Source organism: Solwaraspora sp. WMMD792 (genome assembly GCF_029626105.1).
Taxonomy (GTDB): domain Bacteria; phylum Actinomycetota; class Actinomycetes; order Mycobacteriales; family Micromonosporaceae; genus Micromonospora_E.
Window position 1 is genome coordinate 4,313,655 of the sequence record NZ_JARUBH010000009.1, and the last position, 24,720, is coordinate 4,338,374.

Annotated in this window: 16 protein-coding genes; 5 read left to right on the plus strand and 11 right to left on the minus strand. The window is 72.9% G+C overall.

The features are described from left to right. Window positions 1-4: 4 nt before the first annotated feature. On the plus strand, window positions 5-9,475 hold the full coding sequence (locus O7629_RS20240) for a type I polyketide synthase (RefSeq protein ID WP_278171033.1): 9,471 nt from the start codon (window positions 5-7) through the stop codon (window positions 9,473-9,475). A 93-nt stretch (window positions 9,476-9,568) separates the two neighbouring features. Here O7629_RS20240 and O7629_RS20245 read toward each other — a convergent pair whose 3' ends face one another. After that, a complete protein-coding gene (locus O7629_RS20245) occupies window positions 9,569-10,492 on the minus strand; it encodes an alpha/beta hydrolase (protein WP_278171034.1) in 924 nt (307 codons plus the stop codon). A gap of 209 nt (window positions 10,493-10,701) precedes the next feature. Between O7629_RS20245 and O7629_RS20250 the strand changes: the two genes are divergently transcribed. Beyond that, window positions 10,702-10,950 (plus strand): DUF5988 family protein, encoded by a 249-nt coding sequence (locus tag O7629_RS20250; protein ID WP_123604967.1) that lies wholly within the window; start codon window positions 10,702-10,704, stop codon window positions 10,948-10,950. Window positions 10,951-10,977: 27 nt separating this feature from the next. Here O7629_RS20250 and O7629_RS20255 read toward each other — a convergent pair whose 3' ends face one another. Both O7629_RS20255 and O7629_RS20260 read right to left on the minus strand, forming a co-directional pair. Beyond that, entirely contained in the window at window positions 10,978-12,126 is a 1,149-nt protein-coding gene (locus O7629_RS20255) for a sensor histidine kinase (RefSeq protein WP_278171035.1), read from the minus strand. Window positions 12,127-12,305: 179 nt separating this feature from the next. Then, window positions 12,306-13,481: an NAD(P)/FAD-dependent oxidoreductase gene (locus O7629_RS20260; RefSeq protein WP_278171036.1), complete on the minus strand. Its 1,176-nt coding sequence runs from the start codon at window positions 13,479-13,481 to the stop codon at window positions 12,306-12,308. A gap of 274 nt (window positions 13,482-13,755) precedes the next feature. Between O7629_RS20260 and O7629_RS20265 the strand changes: the two genes are divergently transcribed. Next, window positions 13,756-14,817 carry a YihY/virulence factor BrkB family protein gene (locus O7629_RS20265; protein WP_278171037.1) on the plus strand — a complete coding sequence of 354 codons (1,062 nt, stop codon included), beginning with the start codon at window positions 13,756-13,758 and terminating at the stop codon, window positions 14,815-14,817. A gap of 88 nt (window positions 14,818-14,905) precedes the next feature. Here the strand turns inward: O7629_RS20265 and O7629_RS20270 are convergent, their stop codons facing one another. The 3 genes from O7629_RS20270 to O7629_RS20280 all read right to left on the minus strand — a co-directional run bounded on the left by O7629_RS20270 (window position 14,906) and on the right by O7629_RS20280 (window position 16,618). Next, window positions 14,906-15,640 (minus strand): Clp protease N-terminal domain-containing protein, encoded by a 735-nt coding sequence (locus tag O7629_RS20270; RefSeq protein ID WP_278171038.1) that lies wholly within the window; start codon window positions 15,638-15,640, stop codon window positions 14,906-14,908. Window positions 15,641-15,693: 53 nt separating this feature from the next. Next, the gene (locus O7629_RS20275) at window positions 15,694-16,092 is read right to left on the minus strand and encodes a roadblock/LC7 domain-containing protein (protein ID WP_278171039.1); all 399 of its coding nucleotides are present in this window, start codon (window positions 16,090-16,092) and stop codon (window positions 15,694-15,696) included. 154 nt (window positions 16,093-16,246) lie between these two features. Further along, a complete protein-coding gene (locus O7629_RS20280) occupies window positions 16,247-16,618 on the minus strand; it encodes a hypothetical protein (protein WP_278171040.1) in 372 nt (123 codons plus the stop codon). Between the two features lie 227 nt (window positions 16,619-16,845). Between O7629_RS20280 and O7629_RS20285 the strand changes: the two genes are divergently transcribed. Then, window positions 16,846-17,871 carry a glutathione S-transferase C-terminal domain-containing protein gene (locus O7629_RS20285; protein WP_278171041.1) on the plus strand — a complete coding sequence of 342 codons (1,026 nt, stop codon included), beginning with the start codon at window positions 16,846-16,848 and terminating at the stop codon, window positions 17,869-17,871. Between the two features lie 72 nt (window positions 17,872-17,943). Here O7629_RS20285 and O7629_RS20290 read toward each other — a convergent pair whose 3' ends face one another. Together O7629_RS20290 and O7629_RS20295 are read right to left on the minus strand one after the other, a co-directional pair. Continuing rightward, window positions 17,944-18,168: a hypothetical protein gene (locus tag O7629_RS20290; protein ID WP_123603292.1), complete on the minus strand. Its 225-nt coding sequence runs from the start codon at window positions 18,166-18,168 to the stop codon at window positions 17,944-17,946. A 10-nt stretch (window positions 18,169-18,178) separates the two neighbouring features. Then, window positions 18,179-19,564: a dipeptidase gene (locus O7629_RS20295; protein WP_278171042.1), complete on the minus strand. Its 1,386-nt coding sequence runs from the start codon at window positions 19,562-19,564 to the stop codon at window positions 18,179-18,181. 112 nt (window positions 19,565-19,676) lie between these two features. On the opposite strand from O7629_RS20295, the gene O7629_RS20300 reads away from it, so the two are divergent. Continuing rightward, window positions 19,677-21,152 carry a plasmid pRiA4b ORF-3 family protein gene (locus O7629_RS20300; protein ID WP_278171043.1) on the plus strand — a complete coding sequence of 492 codons (1,476 nt, stop codon included), beginning with the start codon at window positions 19,677-19,679 and terminating at the stop codon, window positions 21,150-21,152. A 43-nt stretch (window positions 21,153-21,195) separates the two neighbouring features. Here the strand turns inward: O7629_RS20300 and O7629_RS20305 are convergent, their stop codons facing one another. The 3 genes from O7629_RS20305 to O7629_RS20315 are packed head-to-tail and all read right to left on the minus strand — an operon-like array spanning window position 21,196 to window position 24,702. Beyond that, window positions 21,196-22,317, minus strand: a complete 1,122-nt coding sequence (locus tag O7629_RS20305) for a M48 family metallopeptidase (protein ID WP_278171044.1) — start codon at window positions 22,315-22,317, stop codon at window positions 21,196-21,198. A gap of 31 nt (window positions 22,318-22,348) precedes the next feature. Continuing rightward, entirely contained in the window at window positions 22,349-23,086 is a 738-nt protein-coding gene (locus tag O7629_RS20310) for a hypothetical protein (protein ID WP_278171045.1), read from the minus strand. Then, entirely contained in the window at window positions 23,083-24,702 is a 1,620-nt protein-coding gene (locus tag O7629_RS20315) for a cobyric acid synthase (RefSeq protein ID WP_278171046.1), read from the minus strand. The genes O7629_RS20310 and O7629_RS20315 overlap by 4 nt, the downstream gene beginning before the upstream one ends. Window positions 24,703-24,720 lie beyond the last annotated feature (18 nt).

Consider the following 24,720-nt stretch of genomic DNA (forward strand, 5'->3'; position numbering starts at 1 on the left):
CGCTGTGACGACCACCTCGAACGGCAAGACGCCGTCCGCGCCGACGCCGCTGTCGCGCGCCCTCGACACGATCCGCAAGCTGCGGGCGCAGCTGGAGGCCAGTGGCGACAACCAGCCGATCGCGGTGATCGGCGTCGGGCTGCGCCTGCCCGGCGGGATCGACACCCTCGACGGGTTCTGGCAGGCCCTGGCGCAGCGCCGGGACCTGATCGGGCCGCTGCCGGCCGGCCGGCGGGCCCCGTTCGAGCGGGAGTGGGCACAGCTGCCCCAGCTCGGCGGTTTCCTCGACGAGGTCCTCGACTTCGACGCGGCGTTCTTCGGGATCAGCCCACGTGAGGCAAGGGCCCTCGATCCGCAGCACCGGCTGCTGCTGGAGGTCTGCCACGAGGCGCTGGAGCATTCGGCCCGGCCGGCGGAGCAGCTACGCGACACCCGTACCGGCTTCTTCGTCGGCATCACCCACCAGGACTACCGGGACTGGGAGCCGCACGGCGCCGACGCCTACTGGGCCACCGGAAACGGGCACTGCTTCGCGGCCGGGCGGGTGGCGTACGCGCTCGGGCTGACCGGCCCGGCGGTCGCAGTCGACACCGCCTGCTCGTCCTCGCTGGTCGCGATCCACCAGGCCAGTACGGCGCTGCGGCGCGGCGAGTGCGAGGTGGCGCTGGCCGGCGGCGTCAACCTGATCATGTCCCCCCGCTCCACCCGGCTGCTCGGGCCGCAGATGGGTGCGCTCTCCCCGGACGGGCGGTGCAAGGCGTTCGACGCCCGGGCGAACGGGTTCATCCGGGGCGAGGGCTGCGCCGTGCTGGTGCTCAAGCGGCTGGACGCCGCCCGGCGCGACGGTGACGTGGTGCACGCCGTCCTGAACGGATCCGCGGTCAACCAGGACGGGCGGTCGTCCGGGTTCACCGCGCCGAACGTGCTGGCCCAGTCCGCACTGATCGGGGCGGCGCTGGCCGACGCCCGGCTCACCCCGGCCGACATCGGGCTGATCGAGACCCACGGCACCGGCACCGCGCTGGGCGACCCGATCGAGATGGAGGCGGTCGGGACGGCTCTGGGCCGGCCTACCGAGGCCGACGACCCGTTGTACGTCGGCGCCGCCAAGACCAACGTCGGTCACCTGGAGGCGGCCGCCGGCGTGGTCGGTGTGGTGAAGGCGATCCTGTCGCTGCGGTACGGCGCCGTACCGCCGCTGGTGCACTTCTCCACCCTGAACCCCCGGATCGACCTGGCCGGCACCCGGGTGCGGATGCCCACCGAGCTACTGCCCTGGACGGTCCGGCCGGGCGGGCTCCGGCACGCCGGCGTCAGCTCGTTCGGGATGAGCGGCACCAACGCGCACGTCATCGTCGGCGAGCCGGAGCCGGCCGACGCACCGCCCGGCCCCGCCGGCTCCGCGCCAGGCCACCACCAGCCGGTTGCGGGTGACGCCGTGCCGGTCACCGGGTTCGAGATCTCCGCCGGCAGCCGGCCGGCGCTGCGGGAACTCGCCGACCGGTACGGCCGGCGGCTGGCCGAGCTGCGGCCGGAGCAGTACGCCGCGTTCGCGTACACCGTCACCGCTGGCCGGACCCGGCACGCGGTCCGCGCCCGGGTCACCGCCGCCGACCCGGCGGCGGCCGCCGCCGCGCTGGCCGCGCTGTCCGACGGCACCGCCGCCCCGACGGTGCAGGTCCACGAGGGGGACCTGCCGACGGCACTGCCCGACCTGCCGCGACAGGTGGTGGAGCTGCCGCACTACCCGTGGCAGCGGCAGCGGTACGCCCCACCGGTCGAGTCCGGACCCGCGTCGTCCGACGTGGCGTCGCCGCCGGCACCCCTGTACGAACTGGACTGGCAGCCGATCGCCGGCCGCGGACCGGACGGCTGCACGCTGGTGCTCGCCGGTGACGACGGCGAGCTGCTGACCGCGCTGGACGACGTGGCCCGGACAGCCGGTTGGCCGACGGTCGTCCTCGGCCCGGCCGGGCTGCCGGCCGCGACCGAGCCGCTGCCGGCCGACGGCCAGCAGTGGCAGGCGTTCTGGCAGCGGCGTGACCCGGCCGAGAAGGTGCTGGTGCTGCTCGCCATGGCCGCCGAAGCGCTCCCCGCCGAGCTGGCTCCCGCCGAGCCGCCGGCCACCGAGCTCGTCACCACAGGCGACGGTGGGCTGGCCGGTGCCGGCGCGGCGCTGTGCGCGGCGGTGACCACCGCCGTACGGGCGCTGCCCGGTGGTGCGCCCGACCGACGGGTGGTGGTGCTGACCCAGGGTTCCCGACGGATCAGTGCCGACGATCCGGTCCGGGCCAGCACCCACGGCCTGCTGCACGGGCTCGCCCCGGTGCTCGGCCTGGAGCTGCCGGCCTGGGGCGGCCTGGTCGACCTGCCGGTCGACCCCGGGCCGGCGGACCTGCGGGCGGCGCTACGGGCACTGCCCGGCGCCGGCGAGGAGGACCTGCTCGCCGTCCGCCGGGGCACGGCGGCAACGGCCCGGCTGCGTCCGGTACCCGCCGGCTACGCCCCGCAGCTGCCGATCGACCCGGACGGCAGTTACCTGGTCACCGGTGGGCTCGGCGGGGTCGGTCGCTGCCTGGTCCGCGACCTGGTACGCCGGGGCGCCCGTCGGCTGCTGCTGACCGGCCGCCGGGCCGCCGACGACATCGCGCCGGCCGCTGCCGAGCTGCTCGCCGAGCTGGCCGACGCCGGCGTCGAGGTGCGCTACCGTACGGCGGACTGCGACGACCCGGCGGCGCTGACCCGAGCGCTCGCCGACGACCTGCCCCGGCTGCGCGGCGTCGTACACGCCGCCGGGCAGCTCACCCGTACGCCGCTGGCGGACGCCGACCGGGCCGCCTTCGAGCAGACCCTGCGCGGCAAGTTCACCGGCGCCTGGTGGCTGCATCTGCTGCTGCGGGACCACCCGCTGGACTTCTTCCTGACGGTCTCGTCGGTGTCGGCGCACTGGGGAGCCGACGGCTACGGCGGTTACGCCGCCGCCAACGGGGGGATCGACATGATCGCCAACCACCGGGTGTCCGCCGGCCTGGCCGCGACGAGCATCGCCTTCGGACCGTGGACGGTCGACGGCATGGTGGACGCGACCGATCTGGCCGAGCTGGCCCGCGGCGGTGTCGACCCGGTCACCGCGCAGACCGGTGCCGCCAGCCTGACCGCCCGCACGGCCGGGCCGGACGCGGTGCTGCTCTGCTGCCCGGTCCGGTGGGACCGGTTCGCCGCAGTGATGTCGGCCCGTCGGCCCCGGGCGCTGTACCGGGACCTGACCGCCGGATCCGCCGCCGGTGGCGGCGCCCTCTACCCCCCGGCCGGGCCGGCGTCGGGACCCGCCGACCCGGCCGGGGCCCGCGCCGCCGAGCCGTCCGCCGGTACCGGGGCGGCGGGACGCGAGCGTCTGCTGGACCTGCCCGTGCTGGCCCGACCAGCGGCGCTTCGCGACCAGGTCGGTACGGTCGTCGCCCGGATCCTCGGTTACCCGGACGGCGAGCAGGTCCGCCAGGATCAGGGATTCTTCGATCTCGGCCTGGACTCGATGATGGCGGTCGATCTGGTCGACGCCCTGGCCGGCGAGTACGGCGTACCGCTTCAGGTGGCCGACGTCTTCGACCACCCGACGATCTCCGACCTGGCCGCACTGATGCTGGGTCGGGTCGACTCCGGCGCCGTACCGCCGGCCGGCGGGCAACGGCAGCATCCGACGGACCGGCCGGCCGAGCCGGGCACCCCGGAGCCGACCCGGCCACCGGCCCCGGCCCCGGCCCCGGCACTCGCGCCGCAGCCGGCCGGCACCGGGACCGACACCAGGGCCGACGCCGACCGTCACCCGGTGGCCGACGCCGACGCCGCAGCCGCAGCCGGGGAGCCGATCGCGATCATCGGAATGGCCGGCCGGTTCCCCGGTGCCGACTCCATCGACGAGTTCTGGCAACTGCTGGTCGACGGCCGCGACGGAGTGGGCCCGGTGCCGCCGCACCGGTGGAACGGTGCCGCGCTGCACGACAGCGACCCGATGAGCACCGGCACGATCACCACCGACCAGGGCGGCTTCCTCAGTGACGTCGACCGGTTCGACGCCGGGTTCTTCGGGATCCCCGCCCGGGAGGCGCAGAGCCTGGACCCGCAGCACCGACTGCTGCTCGAGTGTGCCTGGCACGCGTTGGAGGACGCTGACGTCGACCCCGCCGGCCTGGCCGGCGGCCGGACCGGCGTGTACATCGGCATCTCCAACTCCGACTACGCCCGGCTGCTGCAACGTGGCGGGCTTGACCAACTGGACGCGTACTTCGGCACCGGCACCTCACTCAACGCGGCCGCCGGCCGGATCGCGTACCTGCTCGGTCTGCACGGACCGGCGATCGCGGTCGACACCGCCTGCTCCTCGGCCCTGGTCGCGCTGCATCTGGCGATCCGGTCGCTGCGCAGCGGTGAGACCGACACGGCTCTGGTCGGCGGGGTGAACGTGATCGTCTCGCCGGAGGCGTCGGTCGCGGTCAGCCGGGCCCACATGCTCTCCCCCACCGGCCGGTGCAAGACGTTCGCCGCCGACGCCGACGGCTTCGTCCGTTCCGAGGCCGCCGCGGTGGTGCTGCTCAAACCGCTGTCGGCCGCGCTGCGTGACGGCGACCGGGTGCTGGCCGTGGTACGCGGCAGCGCGGTCAACTCCGACGGGGCGTCGTCCGGCCTGACCGCGCCGAACGGGACCGCGCAGCAGGCGGTGCTGCGCGCCGCGCTCGCCGACGCCGGAGCGTCCGGCCCACAGGTGTCCTACCTGGAGGCGCACGGCACCGGCACCGCGCTGGGCGACCCGGTCGAGGTCCGGGCCGCCTGGCAGGTGCTCGGCGACGGCCGGGCACCTGGTGAGCCGTTGCACCTCGGGTCGGTGAAGAGCAACGTCGGCCACTGCGAGTCGGCCTCCGGCATCGTGTCGGTGGTCAAGACCGTCCTGGCGTTGCGGCACGGCCGGCTGCCGGCCAACCTGCACTGTGCCGAGCTGAACCCGCAGATCGGCTGGGCGGAGATGAACGTCCGGGTGCTGGACGAGCCGGTACGGTGGCGTTCCGGCGGCCGACCCCGCCTCGCCGGGGTGTCCAGCTTCGGTTTCTCCGGCACCAACGCGCACGTCGTACTCGCCGAGGCACCGCCGCAGGAGCCGGCCGGGCGACCGGTAGCTGATGAGCCGGCCGGGCGACCGGTGCTCAACGGGCCGGCCGGGGACGAGCCCGGCGGCCCGTGGCTGCTACCGCTGTCCGCGCCGGACGAGGCCGGGCTGGACCGGTCGGTGGCGGCCTGGGACAAGGTACTCGCCGCCAGCACCGACGCGGACCTGCCGGCGCTGGCCGGCAGCGCCGGAGCGGGCCGGGCCCACCTGCCGGTCCGCCGGGCCGCGCTCGGTTCGTCCGTCGAGGACCTACGCCGCGCACTGGCCCAGCCCACCGCGCCCGCCGGGGCCGGCCGACCACCCCGGGTGGCTTTCCTCTTCTCCGGCCAGGGCAGTCAGTACTTCGGGATGGGCGCCGAACTGCACCGGACCGAACCGGTGTTCCGGGAGACGTTCGACGCCTGCGACGAGATCCTGGCTCCGCGACTGGGCAGCTCGCTGCCCGAGCTGATGTGGCATGGCGCGCGCCCGGAGCTGCTCGACCAGACCTGGGCGACCCAGCCGGCGCTGGTCGCGCTGGAGCTGTCCCTCGCCGCGCTCTGGGCGAGCTGGGGGGTCCACGCGTCGGCGGTGATCGGCCACAGCGTTGGAGAGATCACGGCGGCCATCCACGCTGGCGTGCTCGATCTCGCCGACGGACTGGCGCTGGTGGCCCGGCGGGCGCGGCTGATGCAGGACACCCGGCCGGGCGCGATGCTGGCCGTCGCGGCCGACCCGGACCAGGTCGCCGAGTGGCTGGTCGGCACCACGTTGGACGTCGCCGCGATCAACGGCCCTCGCGCGGTCGTGGTGGCCGGACTCGCCGAGGAGATCGCCGCCTTCGCCGCCGGCTGCCGGTCGAAGGGGGTCCGTTGCCAGCAGTTGGTGGTGTCGCACGCGTTCCACAGCCGACTGATGGAGCCGATGCTCCCCGACTTCGGGCAGACCCTGGCGTCGCTGCCGAGCCGCCCACCGGCGCTGCCGATCGTGGCGAACCTGACCGGACGGCTCGCCGGGCCGGACACCTACCTCGGCGACTACTGGTGCCGCCACGTACGTCAGCCGGTCCGCTTCCATGACGGCATCGGCCAGCTGCGCCAGCTGGGCATCGACGTCTTCCTGGAGATCGGGCCGGGGCGTACGCTGGCCGGCCTGGTCACCGGCGCCGGGTCGGCACCGGACGGCGGGGTGGTCACCTCGCTGCGGCGGGGCGCCGCCGACCGGGCCACGCTGCTGGACGCGGTACGCAGCCTCTACCTCGCCGGTCAGCCGGTCCAGTGGGCGGCGGTGCAGCCACGGCGACCGCGACCGGCCGGGCAGCGGGCCGCGCGGTACCCGTTCGCCGACACCCGGTACTGGACACCGCTGGCTGACCAGCCGCCGTCATCGTCATCGTCAGTTACGGCTACGGCTACGGTGAGCGAGCTACCGGCCGGACCGCCGCCGGCAGCGGCGACCGGGCCGTCGACCCAGTCGCACGTCGGGCGGGAGCTACGTTCGCCGGCGCTCCGTGGGCGGGTCTTCGAGTTCACCCGCAGTGCCGCGTTCCCGGCCTACCTGACCGATCACCGGCTCTACGGCACGGTGGTCACCCCGGCCGCGTCACATCTGGCCACCCTGGTCCAGGCGCTGGCACCAGACGGCAGCCCGGTGACGCTGACCGACCTGGTCTGCCCCCGGGCGCTGGTGATCACCGAGCAGGAACGGTACGACGTCCAGCTGACCGTCGACCGGGCCAGTGGCCGGCTCGCGGTGAGCAGTCTGGTCGACGCCGACCGGGACCTCTGGCAGGAGCATCTGGCGGCCCGGGTACGGCCGACGGCGACGACCGGCCCCGCAGCACCGGATCCTGCGGTGGCGGATCTGGCGGCACCGGACCCGGCTGCCGACCGGGCCGCCTTCATCGCCTCGGCACAGCGGCACGTCACCGGCGGACAGTTCTACGCGTACTTCCGCGACCTCGGCTACACCCTCGGTCCGTCGTTCCGGTGGATCGCTGACATCTGGCTGGGCCGGGACGAGGCGCTGGTCCGCTACGTTCAGCCGCCGCTGCCCGACGACCCGGCGGACTACCAGCTGTACCCGGGACTGATCGACTCCTGTTTCCAGAGCATCGCCGGTTTCCTCGTCGACGAGGTCGCCGAGGAGGCTCCCGCACTGGCCATCCCGTTCGCCGCGGCCCGACTGGAGTTCCCGGCCCGGGACCGGATCGACGGGGAGCTGTGGGGGCGGGTCCGGGTCCGCGACGCCGAGCCGCTGCCCCGTGGCCGCAGCCGGGTCACCGCCGCCGATCTGCGGCTGGCCACGCCGGACGGGACGACGCTGCTCGCGGTCGACGACTTCCGGGTCCGGCACGCGCCCCGGGAGCTGCTGCGCCGGAGCCTGCGCGACGACCGGGCTGGCCTCTACACGGTGCGGTGGCAGCCGGCCGACGACGGCCGCGTCCCGGACGCCGAGCCGGCGGGTTCCGGCGGGCGCGACACGACCGCACCGACGGGTGCGACCCTGTCGGGCGGGTCCCGGTCGGTGCTGCTGGTCGGCCCGGCGACCGACTTCGCCGAGGCGCTGGCGGCTGAACTGCGCGATCTCGGACACACCGTGGACGTCGACCGGTCCGGACCAGCGTCCGGGTCGGACCTCGTGGTCGACCTCAGATTCCTGGCCGTAGGCCGGCCCGGCACGGACCCGACCGGCGACCATCCGACCGGCGACGCTGCCGGGCCAGTGCCCGCGCCGGTGCTGGCGCTCGGCGAGTCGCTCCGGAGCCGGTCGACGTCGACGCCGTACGTGGTGGTCTGCCCGGCCGGCGACGAGGCCGCACCCGACCGGGAGGCACTCTGGGGGATGCTGGCAGCGGTCGAAGCGGAGGAGTCGCAGCGGCGGCTGCTGCGGGTCGACCTGGTCGAGCCGGACACGACGGCAGCGGCCCGGCTGGTCCGGGAGCTCGACGCGGTGCTGGCCAGCGGCGTCACCGAGCCCCGGCTACGGCTGCACGCCGACGGGGTCGAGGTGCCCCGGCTGGCCGCCGTCGAACCCGGTCCGGTGTCGAGCTGGCCGGACGGTGTCCTGATCAGTGGCGGTCTGGGCGCGCTGGGATTGAGCGTCGCGCGGATCCTGGCCGATGGTGGCACCCGGACGATCACGCTGGTCGGCCGGTCAGCCCCGGGTGCCGACGCCCGGGCCGCCATCGACGAGCTGGTCGCCCGGGGGGTACGGGTCGAGGTGGTCGCCGCGGACGTCGCCGATCCGGCCGGCTGTGCCACGGCCGTCGCCGCGGCGGGCCGACTCGGTCCGCTGCGGGCCGTCCTGCACCTGGCCGGCACGACCGACGACGGCGCTTTCGCGACGCTGCCCCGGTCGGCGTACGAGAAGGTCTTCGCCGGCAAGGTGGGCGGTGCCCGCGCGCTGGCCGACGCGGTACGCGGCCTCGACCTGACCGCCTTCGTGATCTTCTCCTCGGTGTCGAGTGTGTTCGGCTCCGCCGGTCAGGTGAACTACGCGGCCGCCAACGGTTACCTGGACGGGCTGGCGACCGCGCTACGTGCCGACGGCGTACCGGCGGTCAGTGTCAACTGGGGTCCCTGGGAACCGGCAGGGGGCAGCGGGCTGGCCGCGACCGAGGCGGTCCGCCGGGCCGCCGGTCAGCTGGGCGTGCGGGCTCTCACCGACGCGGAGGCGGCCCCGCTGCTGGCCGCCGCGCTCGGCGCGCGGCGCACCCGGCTGGTCGCGGTCGCCGTGGACCTGGCCCGGTACGCCGGGCGGGCCGCCGGGCACCCTCGGGCTGCGCTGGTCCGCGAGCTGGTCACGGACGTCTCCGGTGCGGTCCACGACCGGTCGGCGGGCGGCCCGCCCACGGACCGACCGGCGGAGGCCGGCCGGCCGGCGGGTTGGCTGCGCGGCATGCTCCTCGGGCTGGCCGGCCCGGACCGGCAGGACCGGCTGCGTTCGGCGATCTCGGACCTGGTGGGTGAGACGATCGGCGACACCGGACGGATCGACGACAGTCGGGGCTTCGCCGAGCTGGGCCTCGACTCGATCATGGCGATCGACCTGCGGGCCCGGCTGTCACACGCGCTCGACGTCGAGTTGCCGGCAACCGCCGCGTTGGACCACCCGACGGTACGGGCGATGACCGCCTTCGTGGACAGCCGGCTCCCGGCAGCGGACCAGCTGGGCGGCGCACCGGGGCCAGCAGAACCGGCAGAACCGGCGCGGCCGGCAGAACCGGCAGAGCCCGCGCGGCCGGCGGAGTCGGCGGTGGACGCCGCCGATCTGGCCTCGCTCTCCCTGACCGAGCTGATCGAGGCGGCCCGGGCCGATCTCGCCGCCGGACCCTGACGATCACCCCGGTGGTGTGGTGCCACGTCGTGGCACCACACCACCGGCGGCGGTCACCGCCGGCGGCCGGGTGTCCGTCGGCGGCCGGTCCGGTCAGGCCGGGACCAGCTGGCGGATGTGGTCGATCACGTCGTTCCACAGATCGCGGGGCAGGATGCCATGCCCGAGCCCTGGATAGGTGACGAGCCGGGCACCGGGAATCGCGGCTGCCGTCGCCTCGCCGCCGGGCAGCCGCCAGATCCGGTCCGCCTCGCCGTGCACCACAAGCGCCGGGATGCGAAGCTTCGCCAGGCCGGCCCGCCGGTCCCGGGAAGCCATCAGAGCCGCCTCGTGCCGTAGTCGCCCGGCCTGGTCGTAGCCGCGGTCGAAGGCCCGCCGGCCCATTTCGCGCAGCCAGTCCACGTCCATGTCGTGGCCGGGCGAACCGATCAGGTCGTACAGGTCCACCATCAGTTGACCAGCGTCGTCGCGGTCGGCGACCGGCCGGTCCTGCATTCGCTGCAGCTTCATCGCGGTCCGCATCGAAAGCCGGCCGATCCGGGGTGTCGCGGTCGCGGCGATCGACGTGAGGCTGAGCAGCCGGTCCGGATGTTCGATCGCCAACTGCTGGGCGACCATCGCGCCGAGGGAGATGCCCACCACGTGCGCCCGCGGCCAGCCGAGCGCGTCGAGCACGGCGAGCGCGTCGCCCGCCATGTCCTCGATGCGGTACGTCGCGGCACCCGGTCGAAGCATCATCCGCAGGATGGTCGGTCGCCCGTCGGCGTGCAGATGGGTGGAGGCGCCGACGTCGCGGTGGTCGAATCTGGCCACGGCGAAGCCCCGCTCGGTCAGCGCCGAGCAGAAGTCGTCGTGCCACATGATCATTTGCATGCCGAGGCCCATGATGAGCAGCAACGGTTCACCCTGCGGGTCACCGAGACGCTGGTACGCGATCTCGATCTCCTCGGGACGCGTCGCGCTCACCCGCGACGTCGCCGTACCCGTCACCTGGGCAGGTCCTGGTCCAATCGTCATGCGTCGAGCGTGCTGCGCCGCCCTTGAGCACCGGTTGATCCGGCCGCCGCCAGCCGGTGCCACCGGCGCCGGCGCTGCTCCCACGCTGCTCAAGGGCTTCTTTAGCGCCGATCGTTAGCGTCATAGCAACAGCCACCGACCACCGCAGCCGGGTCGGACGCCAGGTAGCGATCGGCCGGCAGGTGACTCGCAGAAACCCGGAGGTGCCGATGTCCGACCACCCCAACCCGGTCCACCCGGCCGGAGTGGACCCCGCGATGGTGACGGCCGTCCTGCACGGCGGTCCGGCGAGTCTCACCGCCGAGCAGCGCCGCCGGCTGGTGACTCCCGAGCAGCGGAAGATCAAGATTCCGTGGCTCGGCGGCTACGAGCACTTCGAACGCGATCTCGTCACCGGCGTAGACCACGGAGCGGCCGTGGTCTTCCAGTGGACGGCCCGCACCCGGGTAGCCGAGTAGCCGCCACGTCAGCCGGGGCGGAGCCGGTCAGCCCCGGACCATCGGCGCCACGGTCTGCGGCAGCTCGGCACGCAGCACGAACCAGCCGTCGCGGGGACCGACGCACAGGTCCCCGCCGACGAGCTCCACCCGTTCGGCCAGGCCGGTCAGCCCGGTACCGGACGGTGGAGCGCCGGTCAGCCCCGCGCCCACCCCGTCGTCGTGTACCTCCAGGATGAACCGTCCCTCGCGGCGGGTCACCGCGATCGCACAGCGGCGCGCGTGGGCGTGCCGGACGATGTTCGTGGCGGCCTCCCGGATCAGCCAGGCCGCGCACTCCTCGATCGGCTCCGGCAGGTCGTCGAGGGTGCCACGGACGCTGACCACGACACCCGACGCCTGCAGCAACGCCTCGGCGGACTGCGCCTCCACCGCCAGGGAGACCTTCCGGTAGCCGGAGACCGCTGCCCGCACCTCGGCCAGCGCGTCCCGCGCCACCTCGGCTACCTCGGCCATCTCGGTCACCGCCCGGTCCGGCGCCGAGTCCACCATCCGGGCGGCGAGATCGGCTTTGAGGGTCACCGCAGACAGCCGCTGGCCGAGGATGTCATGCAGGTCGCGGGCGATCCGGAGGCGTTCCCTGGCCACCGCCAGCTGGGTCAGCTCGGCCCGCGCCTGCAACAACTGCATCGAGGTGTCGATCTGGTTGTAGATCGCCACCTGCACGCCGCTGGTGATGGCGATCAGCAGGATCAGGATCACGACCGAGTCGGCGCTGACCCGCAGCCAGCCCACCGCGATGGCCACGAAGACCACGGTGTGGCCGACCACCAGCGCCGGCCACCACCGCAACGGGCAGTTGATCAGCAGCATCACCAGGCTGAAGAAGGCCAGCCCGGACAGCCAGTCGTAGCGCAGCTGCGGCACCATCGCCAGGCCACAGATCAACGTCACGGCGACCGTCACCGGCGCACGGTTGGTGTGCAACTGCGGAGTGTTGCGGACGACCACCCGGGCGTAGCCGAGCACGAACAGTGCAAGTCCTACGTAGAGTGCCTTGTTGCGGTCGTGCACGACGCTCAACGGAAAGGCGAGAAACGCCAGGCAGGACAGGGCGAACAGGCGTACCTGGATGCCGCGTCGGCGGAGCCAGAATTCCCGTCCAGGAGAGACCTTCGCCTCCGCAACGGCGCTCATGCCGGCCATTCAACCACGTGACGTCCAGAGGATCCGCCAGCTGATCGTCCAGCGTCGATCGGGACCAAACGGTTCGATCGACGTCGAACGGGCGGCAGACCGGGTCGGTCGTTGCGGCCGCCCGACAGTGGTCAGCCAAACGGCGATCCGACCACCGATGCCGGTCGGACCGACGCTGGTCAGACGCGGACCTGGCGGTGCCACTCCACGTCGTACGCCAGCAGCCAGGAGGATGCCCCACCCCAGAAGTACCGGCGGTAGAGCGGCGCGAGAGCGACGTCGAGCCAGCCGCGGCCGGGCAGGTTACGGAACCGGCCGTACCGCGTGCCGGCGCGCAGCGCCCGCTCCGTCCGGGACCGACGCATCGACTCGTACGCGGCCAGCGCCATCGGCACGTCGTCGATGTCGCGCAGACAGCGGCCGAGCACCACGGCGTCCTCCAGGGCGAGCCCGGCACCGAGCCCGTACCCGACAGGGTGGGCAGCGTCACCGAGCACCACCATCCGGCCCCGCCGCCAGTGCGCCAACCGCTGCGGCAGGTAGAGCGGCGCGGGCCGGCCCAGCGTCGCGCACTGCGCGATCAGAGCGGCGCACGGGGTATCGCCCTGCCCGTACTGCGCGGACAGCCGGCTCCGCCAGCCCTGCTCGCTGATGCCGGCCAGCTCCGCCGGGTCGAGGTCGCCGGTGGGCACCAGCGCGTTCCACCAGACGGTGCCGTCCGGCTTGGCGGTGTACTGGAAGCAGCCCTGCCGGCTGACCACCAGATGCAACGTCCCGGCCGCGATGCCCGGCAGCCGGGTCACCCCGTCGATCGCGCAGTGTCCGCCGTACTCGGGCGGTGGCGCCGCGTTGCTGATCACCCTGCGCACCCGCGAATGCGTCCCGTCGGCACCGACGAGCACGTCGCACTCCACCCGGGCCCCGTCGATGAACTGCGCAGTCACCCCACCGGTGCTGCTGGTGGCACCGGCCAGCCAGCGGCCGGTGTGGACCTCTGCTCCGGCCCGGACCGCTTCGTCGCGCAGTACGGACACCAGGTCGCCACGCATGATCGACAGATTCATCGGCCGGTTGGCCAGGCGACCGGCCCGAGACAGTCGGCCCAGCAGCCGGCCTTCGCCGTTCCACAGGCACAGCCGGTTCACCACGATCCCGCGTGCCTGTATCTGCTCCAGACAGCCGACCGAATGCAGCGCCCCGAGCGCGTTGGCGGTCAGGTTGAGAAAGCCCCCGGTCGTCCCGGCCGGATCGAGGTACGCCTCGTAGACGGAGGTTCCGACGCCGGAACGGGCCAACGCGACCGCGGTCAGCGATCCGGCGAGCCCGGCACCGACAATCGTGGCACGAAGTGTCATCGGATTCCTTCCGTCGTGAATGTCACGCACCGAGAAGTGTGCCGCCAGGTACTGCAGCGCCCCTTGAGATGCGGCCGGCGAGGGCCGGCCGCCGTCAGCCGGCCGCCGCCGTTCATCGTCGCATCCTGCCCGGGGTGCGTGTCCGACCCGATTTGGCAATCCAGGGCGTGCCCTGAACTCGATCGGCCCGTCCGGTGCCGGTAGGCGACCCGAGGATTGGCCGGGACGGCGGTTGGGCAGGATCCTCGTACCGTACCGATCGGAGGTCGCCACGATGTCGACAGCGGGCACCACAGGGACTCAGCCGGACCGGGACGGGCCGGCGACCGACCGCCGTGACCCGGACGATCCCGGCCGGCCGCCGGTGGGGCCGGACGACGGGCCGGCCAGTCCTGCCCGGCTGTCAACTGCGTCGCTGTGGGCGGCCGCTCGGCGTACGGTCCGCGAGGTCACCGCCGACGCGGTGCCCGACCTGGCGGCCGGGCTCACCTACTACGGCGTACTGTCGATCTTTCCTGGTCTGTTGGTGCTGGTGGCGGTGCTCGGGCTGCTCGGCGGCGGTGCCACCGATGACGTCCAGGGTGTGATCGGCGGTCTCGCGCCCGGCGAGATCGGCGGCTTCCTCGACCAGTCGATCGCCCAGGTCCGGGAAAGTTCCGATACGGCCGGCCTGGTGGCCATCGTCGGTCTGCTCGCCGCCTTCTGGTCGGCGTCCAGCTACATCGGGGCCTTCATGCGGGCCGCGAACGCCATCTACGACGTGCCGGAGGGTCGCCCGATCTGGAAGACGTTGCCGATCCGGCTGGGCGTCACCGCGGTCATCGGGCTGATGCTGATCGCCAGCGCGCTGATCGTGGTCTTCACCGGGGAGTTGGCCGCCCGGACCGGGGAACTGCTGGGCGTCGGGCCGGAGGCGGTCGCCGCCTGGGACATCGCCAAGTGGCCGGTGCTGGTGGTCCTGGTCAGCCTGATGTTCTCGATCCTGTACTGGGCCACGCCGAACGCCCGGCAGGGCGGGTTCCGGTGGGTGAGCCCGGGCAGCGTCCTGGCGGTGCTGCTCTGGCTGCTGGTCTCCGCCGGGTTCGCGTTCTACGTCGCCAACTTCGGGTCGTACAACGAGACCTACGGTGCCATCGCCAGCGTGATCGTCTTCCTCGTCTGGTTGTGGCTGACCAACATCGCGATCCTGCTCGGCGGCGAGTTGGACGCCGAACTGGAGCGGGGCCGGGCGATCGCGGCCGGTCATCCGGACGACCGCGAGCCGTACCTTCAGCTGCGGGACACCCGCAAGTTGCCCGCCAACCGCCAACCATCGGCCGCCGAGACCGACGGCTGACGGCTGACGGCTGACGGCTGACGGCTGACGGCTGACGGCTGACGGCTGACGGCTGGATTGTCGGACGGCCGCGACCGCCGCTGGCCGGTCAGGCCGCCGGCAGGTCCTCCCGGGAGGCCGCGGAGCGGACGTACGTCTCGACATCGGGCTTGGAGACTCCCAGATCGGCCAGCGGGCCGACTCCGGCGGCGTACTCCAGCAGGGCGAGCAGGATGTGGGCCGTCCCGACCATCCGGTCGTCGAACCGTAGCGCCTCGCGGAAGGTCAACTCCAGCACCTTGCGCACCTGGGCGTCGAACGGGACGAGCTCCGGCACGTGGTCAACCGCCGGCGGCAGGGCGGTCACCGCCACCTGACGAATCCGATCCGGGTCGCCCGCCCGGTCGGCCAGCACCCGGGCGGCGAGGCTGTCCGGTTCGGCCAGCAGGGCCAGGACGAGATGCCCGGTGGTGATCTCGTCGTTGCCGGCCCTGCGTGCCTCGTGCTGGGCAGCGACCACCACGTTGCGGGCCTGCGGAGTGAACCGGCTGAACCCCTGCTGTGGGTCGAGGTCGTTGGGTTCCTCCGGGGTCCTCGGCACGAACCGCTTCTGCGCGGCCTGCTTACTGACCCCGATGCTGCGCCCGATGTCGGTCCAGGACGCGCCGGACCGGCGGGCCTGATCGACGAAGTGGCCGATCAGGTGATCGGCGAGCTCGCCGAGGTGGTCGCCGACGACGACGGCGTTGCTGAGCTGGGCGAGTCGATCGTCACTGGCTCGTTTGATCCCGGCGATCAGGTCGTCGAGGCGGACCGGATTGCCGAGCGGCAGGTATTCGGACATGCGTCAACCATAGGTTGACGCATGTCTTGCGTCAACCTATGGTTGACGTTTTCTCAGAGCCGCACCTGGTTGGCCAAATGCTCGTCGAGCATGGTGGTCAACCGGCCGGCCACCCCGCGCGCCTCGATGTGCAGCCGGGCGACGTTCAGCCCGTCGGCGCCGAGCACCGCGAGCAACGCCTTGTCGTTGATCGCGTACACCGAGAAATAGCCCTTGTGGCTACGGACGGTGGACTCCCGAAACGGGCCCTGCCGCAGCGCGAGGCCGGTCTGCCGGCCGAGTCCAAAGGTCGCCGCCGCGAGCGCCGCCAGGTCGTGCGGCTCTGTCCCGTCGGTCAGATCGTGCAGCAGCAACAGCCCGTCGACACCGGCGATCACCGAGCCGATCACGCCGGTGACGCCGTGTTTCAGCGAGGCCAGTTCAGCGGACGCCGGATCCGGAGGTGACGGCACGCTGCCGTTGGTTCCAGAAATGACTGATCTCCGTTCGACGGTACGGTGCGGGTGTCGTCGTCCCACCCGGGCAGCGCACTCGCCGGGGAGGGCGACCGAGCGCGCCCGGCCACCGCCCACCCCGGCGAGCAGACGAAACTCCTACTGATCCCGGTCAGAGCTCGATCGAGGCCTCGATCTGTCGCAGCTGGTGCCGGGCCAGGGCCAGGTTCGACCGGGAACGGCTCAGCGCCAGGTAGAAGAACAGGCCCTGACCGGACCGGGAGGAGACCGGACGAATGAGGTGGTACTGGGTGTCCAGCGTGATGAGAATGTCCTCGATACCGTCAGGGATCTTCAACATCTCCAGGGTGCGCATCTTGGCCCGGACCACATCCGTGTTCCCTGCCGCGGCCACCGCGAGGTCCATCTCAGCAGAGCCACCGGCGGTGCCGAGTGTCATGCCGCTGGAGTAGTCGACCAGCGCGGCACCGACTGCACCCTCGATGCCCATCGCGTCCTTGAGTGCCGTGTCGAGTGAAGCCATGCCCTGCCTCCGGGGTGATTTCAGGTGGGTCAACGCCCACCGGAGAGTTGCACGACGATGAGCCAGGGTGCACGTCGCCGGGCGATAACTGGCTGAGCAGACTACCAATCCCCGTCCGACGTCCACCGAAGTCACCGGCATGACCGATACCGCACGGTGAGCTGTCGCTGCCGCCCCGGCTGCGTCCGGACCAGGTGCGGCGCGCGTCGAATGGGTACGGTGCAGACATGGCGAAGACGGCAGACGGCAGCTACGTCAACCCCGGCGGTGAGTTCACCCGCGACCAGCGGTACATCGCGACCCGGATCACCGCCGACGGTCGCGACGGTTACCCGGTGGAGCCGGATCGATACCGACTGGTGGTCAGCCGGGCGTGCCCGTGGGCAAACCGGGCAATCATCGTCCGCCGGCTGCTCGGTCTGGAGCAGGCTCTGTCGATGGGCGTGGCCGGGCCCACCCACGACAAGCGCAGCTGGACCTTTGACCTCGACCCGGACGGACGCGATCCGGTACTCGGTGTCGAACGGCTACAGGACGCCTACTTCGCCCGGTTCCCCGGCTACGAGCGCGGCATCACCGTGCCGGCGTTCATCGACGTGCCGACCGGGCAGGTGGTGACCAACGACTACGCCCAGATGACCCTCGACCTGTCCACCGAGTGGACCGCGTACCACCGCAGCGGCGCGCCGCAGCTCTACCCGGAGCCGCTGCGCGCCGAGATCGACGAGGTCAACTCAGTGGTCTTCGCCGACGTGAACAACGGGGTCTACCGCTGCGGGTTCGCCGGCAGCCAGCAGGCCTACGAAGCGGCGTACCGACGGTTGTTCGACCGGCTCGACTGGCTCTCCACGCGACTGGAGAACCAGCGCTACCTGGTCGGCGACACCATCACCGAAGCCGACGTACGGCTGTTCACCACGCTGGTGCGCTTCGACCCCGTCTACCACGGACACTTCAAGTGCAACCGGCAGAAGCTGACCGAGATGCCGGTGCTCTGGGCGTACGCCCGGGATCTGTTCCAGACGCCGGGGTTCGGGGACACCATCGACTTCGATCACATCAAACGGCACTACTACGAGGTCCACCGGGACATCAACCCGACCGGGGTGGTACCGGCCGGCCCGGACCTGACCAACTGGCTGACCCCGCACGGACGCGACAGGCTCGGCGGGCGCCCGTTCGGCACCGGCAGCCCGCCGGGGCCGCCACCGGCAGCCGAGCGCGTGCCAGCCGACCACACCCCGCTGGCCTGAGCCCGACGTCCGTCGACCCTGGCCCCTCCGTCGGCTGGCCGTGACCTGGTCACGGCCAGCCGACGGACCAGGTCACGACCGACTTGAGACGCCGGCCGTGGCCGGCTCCTCGACCCGCAGGCCGTGGGCACGCACCTCGTCGGCCACCCGGGCCAACGCGGAATCAATGGCACAGAGGGCGACCGAGACCTCGCCGAGCTGGGCGCGCAGCGACTCCTCGGACCAGGCGGAGACGCTGACGCCCCGCAGAGCACTGACCGCGGCGTCGAGCCGCGCAATCACCTCGTTCGTACTCATGTTCGAAAGACTAGCGTACCGGACCAAGCCCGCGCAGCTGAATCGCCGGATCCGCAACCGCCGCGAGTAGGAACGCCTCGGCCAGGCAGACCCGGGCGAACTCGCCCAGGTGCAGGCTCTCGTTCGGCCCGTGCGCGGCGGTGTACGGGTCCTCCACCCCGGTCACCAGGATCGCCGCGTCCGGAAACATCTCCTGGAACGTGGCGATGAACGGAATCGAACCGCCGACGCCGACGTCCACCGGCGCCACGCCGTCCCACGCCGCCGCGAACGCCGCGCGGGCCGCATCGAAGTACGGACCGGTCGCGTCGATCACACAGGCGTCGCCGTCACTTTCCAGGCTCACCTCGACCCGCGCCCCCCACGGGGCCTTTGCCCGCAGATGTGCGGTCAACGCCGCATACGCCGCCGACGGATCATCGCCCGGGGCCAACCGCAGACTCAGCTTGGCCCGCGCCGCCGGCACCAGGGCGTTCGGGGCGCCGTCGGTGGCCGGGGCGTCGATGCCGAGCACGGCCAGCGCCGGCTTGGTCCACAGCCGGTCGGTCAACGCGCCGGTGCCGGTGAACCGCACCCCGTCGACCATGCCGGCCTCGTCCCGTATCCGCTGCTCCGGCAGGTCCACGGCGGAGCCGGTCCGGCCGACCAGGCCCGGCACCGCCACATCGCCGGCCTCGTCGTGCAGGGTGGCCAGCAGCCGGCAGAGCGCGGTCAGCGCATCCGGCACCGGACCGCCGAACATGCCGCTGTGCACCGCCTGCTCGAGGGTGCGGACCTCGACGAAACAGTTGACCAGGCCCCGCAGCGACGTCGTCAACGCCGGTACGCCGATCTCCCAGTTCGCCGAGTCGGCGATCACGATCACATCGGCGGCGAGCTCGTCGCGATGGGCGTCCAGCAGTCGGGACAGCGACTCGCTGCCGTACTCCTCCTCACCCTCGACGAAGAGCACCACGCCGACCGGCAGCGCGTCGCCGAACGCCCGCAGCGCGGCGACGTGCGCCATGACTCCGGCCTTGTCGTCGGCGGCGCCCCGCCCGTACAGCCGGCCGTCCCGCTCCACCGGCTCGAACGGGTCACTGGACCACAGCGCCGGATCGCCGACCGGCTGCACGTCGTGGTGGGCATACAGCAGCACCGTCGGGGCGCCGGGCGGTGCCGGCCGGCGGCCAAGCACCGCCGGCTGCCCGCCGGCCCGGACCACCTGCACGTCCAGTCCGCAGCCCCGGGCCAGCTCGGCGACCGCCGCGGCGGACCGCTCCACCTGGCTGTGGTCGAACCCGTCGAAGGCGATACCGGGGATGCGGATCAGCCGCTCCAGGTCGGCGCGGACCCCGGGCAACTCCCGGGCGATGGCGGACCGCAGGTCGGCGGCGGTGGGAATGGCAGTCGTCATCCGACGATGGTAGGGGCCGGCCGGCGCGGGGTCACCGCCGTCCGGTGCTCATCCGACGACACGCCGGGGGCCTCGCCTCGCGCCGCCGCAAGCGGACGGGCACACTGGCGCGATGGACGGCACCGACAACCCCGAATCGTGCGACTGCCCCGGCTGCCGTGAGGAGACCGGCGACGTCATCGGCACCCTGCTGAGCGGCGCAGCCGCCCTGGTCGACGACGACGATCCGATCGCCGCCGAACTCACCGGGGCGATGTTCGTCGCGATGGTCGGCGACGAACCCGACCCCGACGGCGTCCGCCCGCTCCGCGACGGGCTCATCCCGCAGCTCGCCGACCGAGGCGGCCCTGAGGCGGTGGCGCTGCTGACCGCGATCGCCGCCGTGTCCCCACCGCCCGCCGCCGAGGTGGCCAGAACTGCGGTGACGGCCCTCGTCGGGACCGGCGTACCGATGCCGAAGTGGGCCGACGAGGTCGCCGCCGAGGTGACGGTGGACGACTGCTGGCGGATCGACAGCCCCGACGGGACCGACTCGGTCTTCACCGTCGCCTTCCGACGGGCCGGCCGTACGCACGCCATGATGGTGATCGTCGACCACGCCGACTGCTCAGCCGCTCAGGACATCCTGCTGTTGGACGGTGACCAGCTGCCGGCGGCCCTGGACGAACTGACCCGGGATCCGGGCACCACCCGAACCCGGCTCGACCCGGGCGACCTGCGGTGGCACGTCGAGCAGGCGTTGGACGCCCGCAGCGTGCACGACGAGGCCGACGCCGAACTCGACGACGAACCGGAATCCGACGACGACGAGGGGCCGCCGTACCCGGTGCTGGCCACCCTGCTGGACGCCCGGCTGGCCACCATGCCGGAGTCGGACCGGCCGCCGGCGCCGCACCACGAAGCCGGTCCCGACCTGGCGGACCTGCTCCCCGGCCTGCCCGACGGCGGCGAGTTCCCCGCGCAGCACCGTCCCGGGTCGGTCCGGCCGGCACCGACGCGCAAGCTGCCGGCCAAACGGAAGAAGTCACAGGGACCGGCACCGGTCTACCGGGTCGACGTGGTGCTGGCTGACAGCGAGCCGCCGGTCCGGCGGCAGCTGGAGGTCGTGGGCGACACTCCGCTGGAGGACCTGCACCACGTGATCCAGTCGGCGTTCGATTGGGACGACAGCCACCTGCACCTGTTCGAGACGCCGTACGGCGATTTCGCACCGCCCGGCGACCGGACCGGGCACCAGTCGGAGCGCAAGGTCACCCTGGAGCAGGTCGCCCCGGCCGTCGGCGACACGATCACCTACCGGTACGACTTCGGCGACGACTGGACCCACGAGATCACCGTCGTGGCGGTTACCGACCGCGACCCGACAGCGATCTACCCCCGGTGTACGGGAGGCGAGCGGGCCGCCCCACCGGAGGACTGCGGCGGCGTCTGGGGCTACGCCCATCTGCTCGACGTGCTGGCCGACCCGTCCCATCCGGAGTACGCGGACCGACGCGACTGGCTCGGCCTCGACGACGGGCAGGCACCGCTGGACCCGGGGCGGTTCGATCCCGACGTGATCGAGCGGCGGCTGGCCGCGCTGCGCTGACCGGCGGCAGGTCGGCCCCGCCGGCCACCAGGCCGGCCTGAAGTCAGCTCCGCCGGCCACCAGGCCGGCCGGCGGAGCTGGCCGCGCCCATCCAGGACCGGGCGCGGCCGGCGGCCCCGCTGGCCCACTCGCCGACGTCGGCCGCGCCGGAACCCAGCCGACGCAGCAGGCCGACCAACGGATCCTGGCTGCGGCCGAACTCCTCGCGGTACGCCTGCGCGGCCGCCTTGATCTCCTCGGTCACCGAAGCGGCCGGATCGTCGGCACGGCGCGGGTAGTCACCGGCCAGCACCTGCGCGTACCCGCCGGAGTCGATCCACTGCCGTAGCGCCGCGGCCCGCGCGACCGGCACCGGGTGGGTGCTCCACGCGGTCATCCGGAACTTGTGCAGGCTGTCCCGCAGGTCACCGCCGCCGTCGTACTCGGCAGCCTGCTCCAGGAACGCGGCGGTGTCGATCTGGCTGAGGTCGCCGCCGCCGGCCAGCTTCATCAGCAGCCGCTGCGCCGCCGCCGGGTCCTGACCAGCGAGCAGCCCGGCACGGTCGCCGGACAGCTCCGCCTTGCGCCACCACTCCAGCATCGCTGCGATGATCGCCCGCAGCGCGATCGCGCCGACCGGCAGCCAGCTCAGGTTCGCCGCCCAGCGGGTCAGGATGGCGAGAATTGTCTGGTAGACGGCGTGACCACTGCGGACGTGCCCCAGCTCGTGGCCGAGCAGCGTCCGCAGCTCGGCGTCGTCGAGCTGCTGTACGCAGGCGGTATTGACCACGATGAACGGTTTGTCCAGGCCGATGGCCTGGGCACCGAGCACCGGGGACTGGGTCACGAACAGCTCCGGCAGCTCCGGAACGTCCAGCGCGGTCGCCGCCTCGGCGAGCAACCGGTGCACCCGGGGGTACTGGCGGTGGTCGACCCGGATCGCCGACGCCAGGTAGCTGAGCCGGAAGGCCCGCTCGTTCCACATCCCGAAGAACGTCCGGACCACGTCGTCGAAGCCACGCAGTTCACGCAGCGCGGTCAACGCGCCCCGGTCGGCCGGGTGCTCCCAGGCGCGGGAGCTGATCCCGGTCAACGTGATCCGCCGCCGGTCCGGCGGGGTGGTGGCGTCCGGCGTACCGCCGCTGGCCGCAGCCGTGGGCGTGGTGCCGTCGTCGTCTGCGGTCATGGCGGACGCTCCCCGGGATCGGCTGACTGGCCTACCCGGCCGATGGTGCCCCACCGGCGCCACCGGCGTCTACGTCCGGCCAGTCCCGGATCCACCCGTACGCCAGCTGGCCGGACGGGAGCTGACCGGACGGGAGCTCAGCAGCGCCGTCGACGAGCAGGTCGACCGCACCGGGCGTACCGTCGGCGGAGAAGAACCGCTCCTCGGCCCGCCGCCAGCGGTCGAGCGTCGGCTGTATCGCGGCCCCGTCGCGGGTGAGTGACCGGGCCAGGCGCACCGGTTCGGGTGCGGTGACGTAGACCGACAGCGTCGCGGCCGGCCGGACCGCCGCGCGGGCCGCGCTCACCCCTTCGATCACGAGTACGGCGGGCGGTTCGATCACGGTCCAGCCGGCGCCGAACCGTCCGGCGGCCCAGTCGTATCGTCGGTAGCGGGCCGGCCGGCCGGTCCGCAGCGGGTCAAGCACGCGGGTGCTGAGCCGGGGCCAGAAGGTGAACTGGTCACGCCAGCCGTCCAGCAGGTCGTCGGTGTGTACGACGGCGACGGCCGGTCCGGCGACGGTGCTGGCCGGATTCGCAGCCGGGGGCATGGCCGGGTTCGGGCCCCTCGCCGCGACCGTCGCACAGGCAGTGGCCAGGCGGTCGGTGAAGGTGGACTTGCCGGCGCCGCTCGGGCCGTCGATGGCGACGAGCCGGACCCGGCCGAGGCGGGCCGGGGCGGCGTACACCCGCCGGGCCAGACTTTCGAAGGTCGAGATCCCCCGCGTCACCGGGGTGCTCCGGGTAACCGGGGAGCTCCGGGTGGGATGAACGGTAGTCCGGCCGGCGGCCCGGACTCGATCAGCCGCCACAGCGCGGCGGTGTCCAGGTGCTCTTCCACCAGGTCGCCGAGCAGATCAAGTCCGCGTTGGCGCAGCGCCGTGAAGCTGGTGTCCGGCGCGACGGTGAAGCCGTGCCGGCCGGCCTGACGGGCCACGTCGGTGAGGTAGCGGCGACGGAACTCGTCGGACTCGAAGGCACCGTGCCAGTGGGTGCCGCACACCGGACCGAGCCGTACGCCCTCGGTGCCGCCCGTCGCGCCAGGGCCGGTGCCGGTGCCCACCTCGGTGCTGGTGCTGGTGCCGGTGAACAGCGGCGAGGTCGACCCGTCGGACCGGGAGACGTACCCGTGGTGGATCTCGTAGCCGCGCACCGGCACGTCGTAGGCCCGCCCCGCGCTGCGGGTGACGGTCTTACGCTCGGCGAAGGTGATCTCGACGGGCAGCAGGCCGAGCCCCGGTACGCTGCCCCGGCGGCTCTCCACCTCATCGTGGATCACCCGGCCGAGCATCTGGAAACCGCCGCAGATGCCGAGCAGCGGGCGGCCGGCGTCGGCGTGCGCGGTCACCGCCGCGGCCAGCCCGGTCCCCCGCAACCAGGCCAGATCGTCCACGGTCGATCTGGTGCCGGGCAGGACGACAAGGTCGGCGGCGGCGACCTCGGTCGGGTCGACGGTGAGCCGGACCTGCACGCCCGGCTCGGCGGCGAGCGCTTCGAGATCGGTGGCGTTGGACATCCGGGGTAGTCGCACCGCTGCGACCCGCAGGATGTCGCGGCCGCGCGGCGCCGTGGGTCGTCCGATCGTCTGGCCGTACGCCAGCGAGTCCTCGCCGTCCAGCCAGAGATCGGGCTGCCAGGGCAACACCCCGTAGGTGGGTCGGCCGGTCACCTGGTGCAGCATGTCGACCCCGGGCCGCAGCAACTCCTGATCACCACGGAATTTGTTGATCACGAACCCGGCGATGTGCTCCTGGTCCTCGGCGCTGAGCAGGGCTACGGTGCCGAACATGGCGGCGAAGACGCCACCCCGGTCGATGTCACCGACGACGATCGCCGGCAGCCCGGCATGCCGGGCCAGCCCGAGGTTGACGAAGTCGCCAGCCCGCAGGTTGATCTCGGTTGGGCTGCCGGCTCCTTCACAGATCACCACGTCGTACTCGCCACGCAGCTCGGCGAGGGTGGTGTGCACGGTGTCGGCGAGGCGGGAGCGCATCGCGCGGTAGTTGGTCGCGGTGACGGTGTCGACCGCCTCCCCCAGCAGCACGACCTGGCTGGACCGGTCACTGCCCGGTTTGAGCAGGACCGGATTGAACCGTACCTGCGGCTCCAGTCCGCAAGCGGCTGCCTGCACCGCCTGCGCCCGTCCGATCTCGCCGCCCCGACCGTCCGACCCGACGACCACCGCCGAGTTGTTGGACATGTTCTGTGCCTTGAACGGCGCGACCCGCACCCCACGCCGGTTCAGCCATCGACAGATCCCGGCGGTGAGCAGGCTCTTGCCCGCGTCGGAGGTGGTCCCGGCGACCAGTAGGCCACCACCACCGGCGGGGCCAGCACTCCCCGGCACCCCGGACTCCCTTCCAAT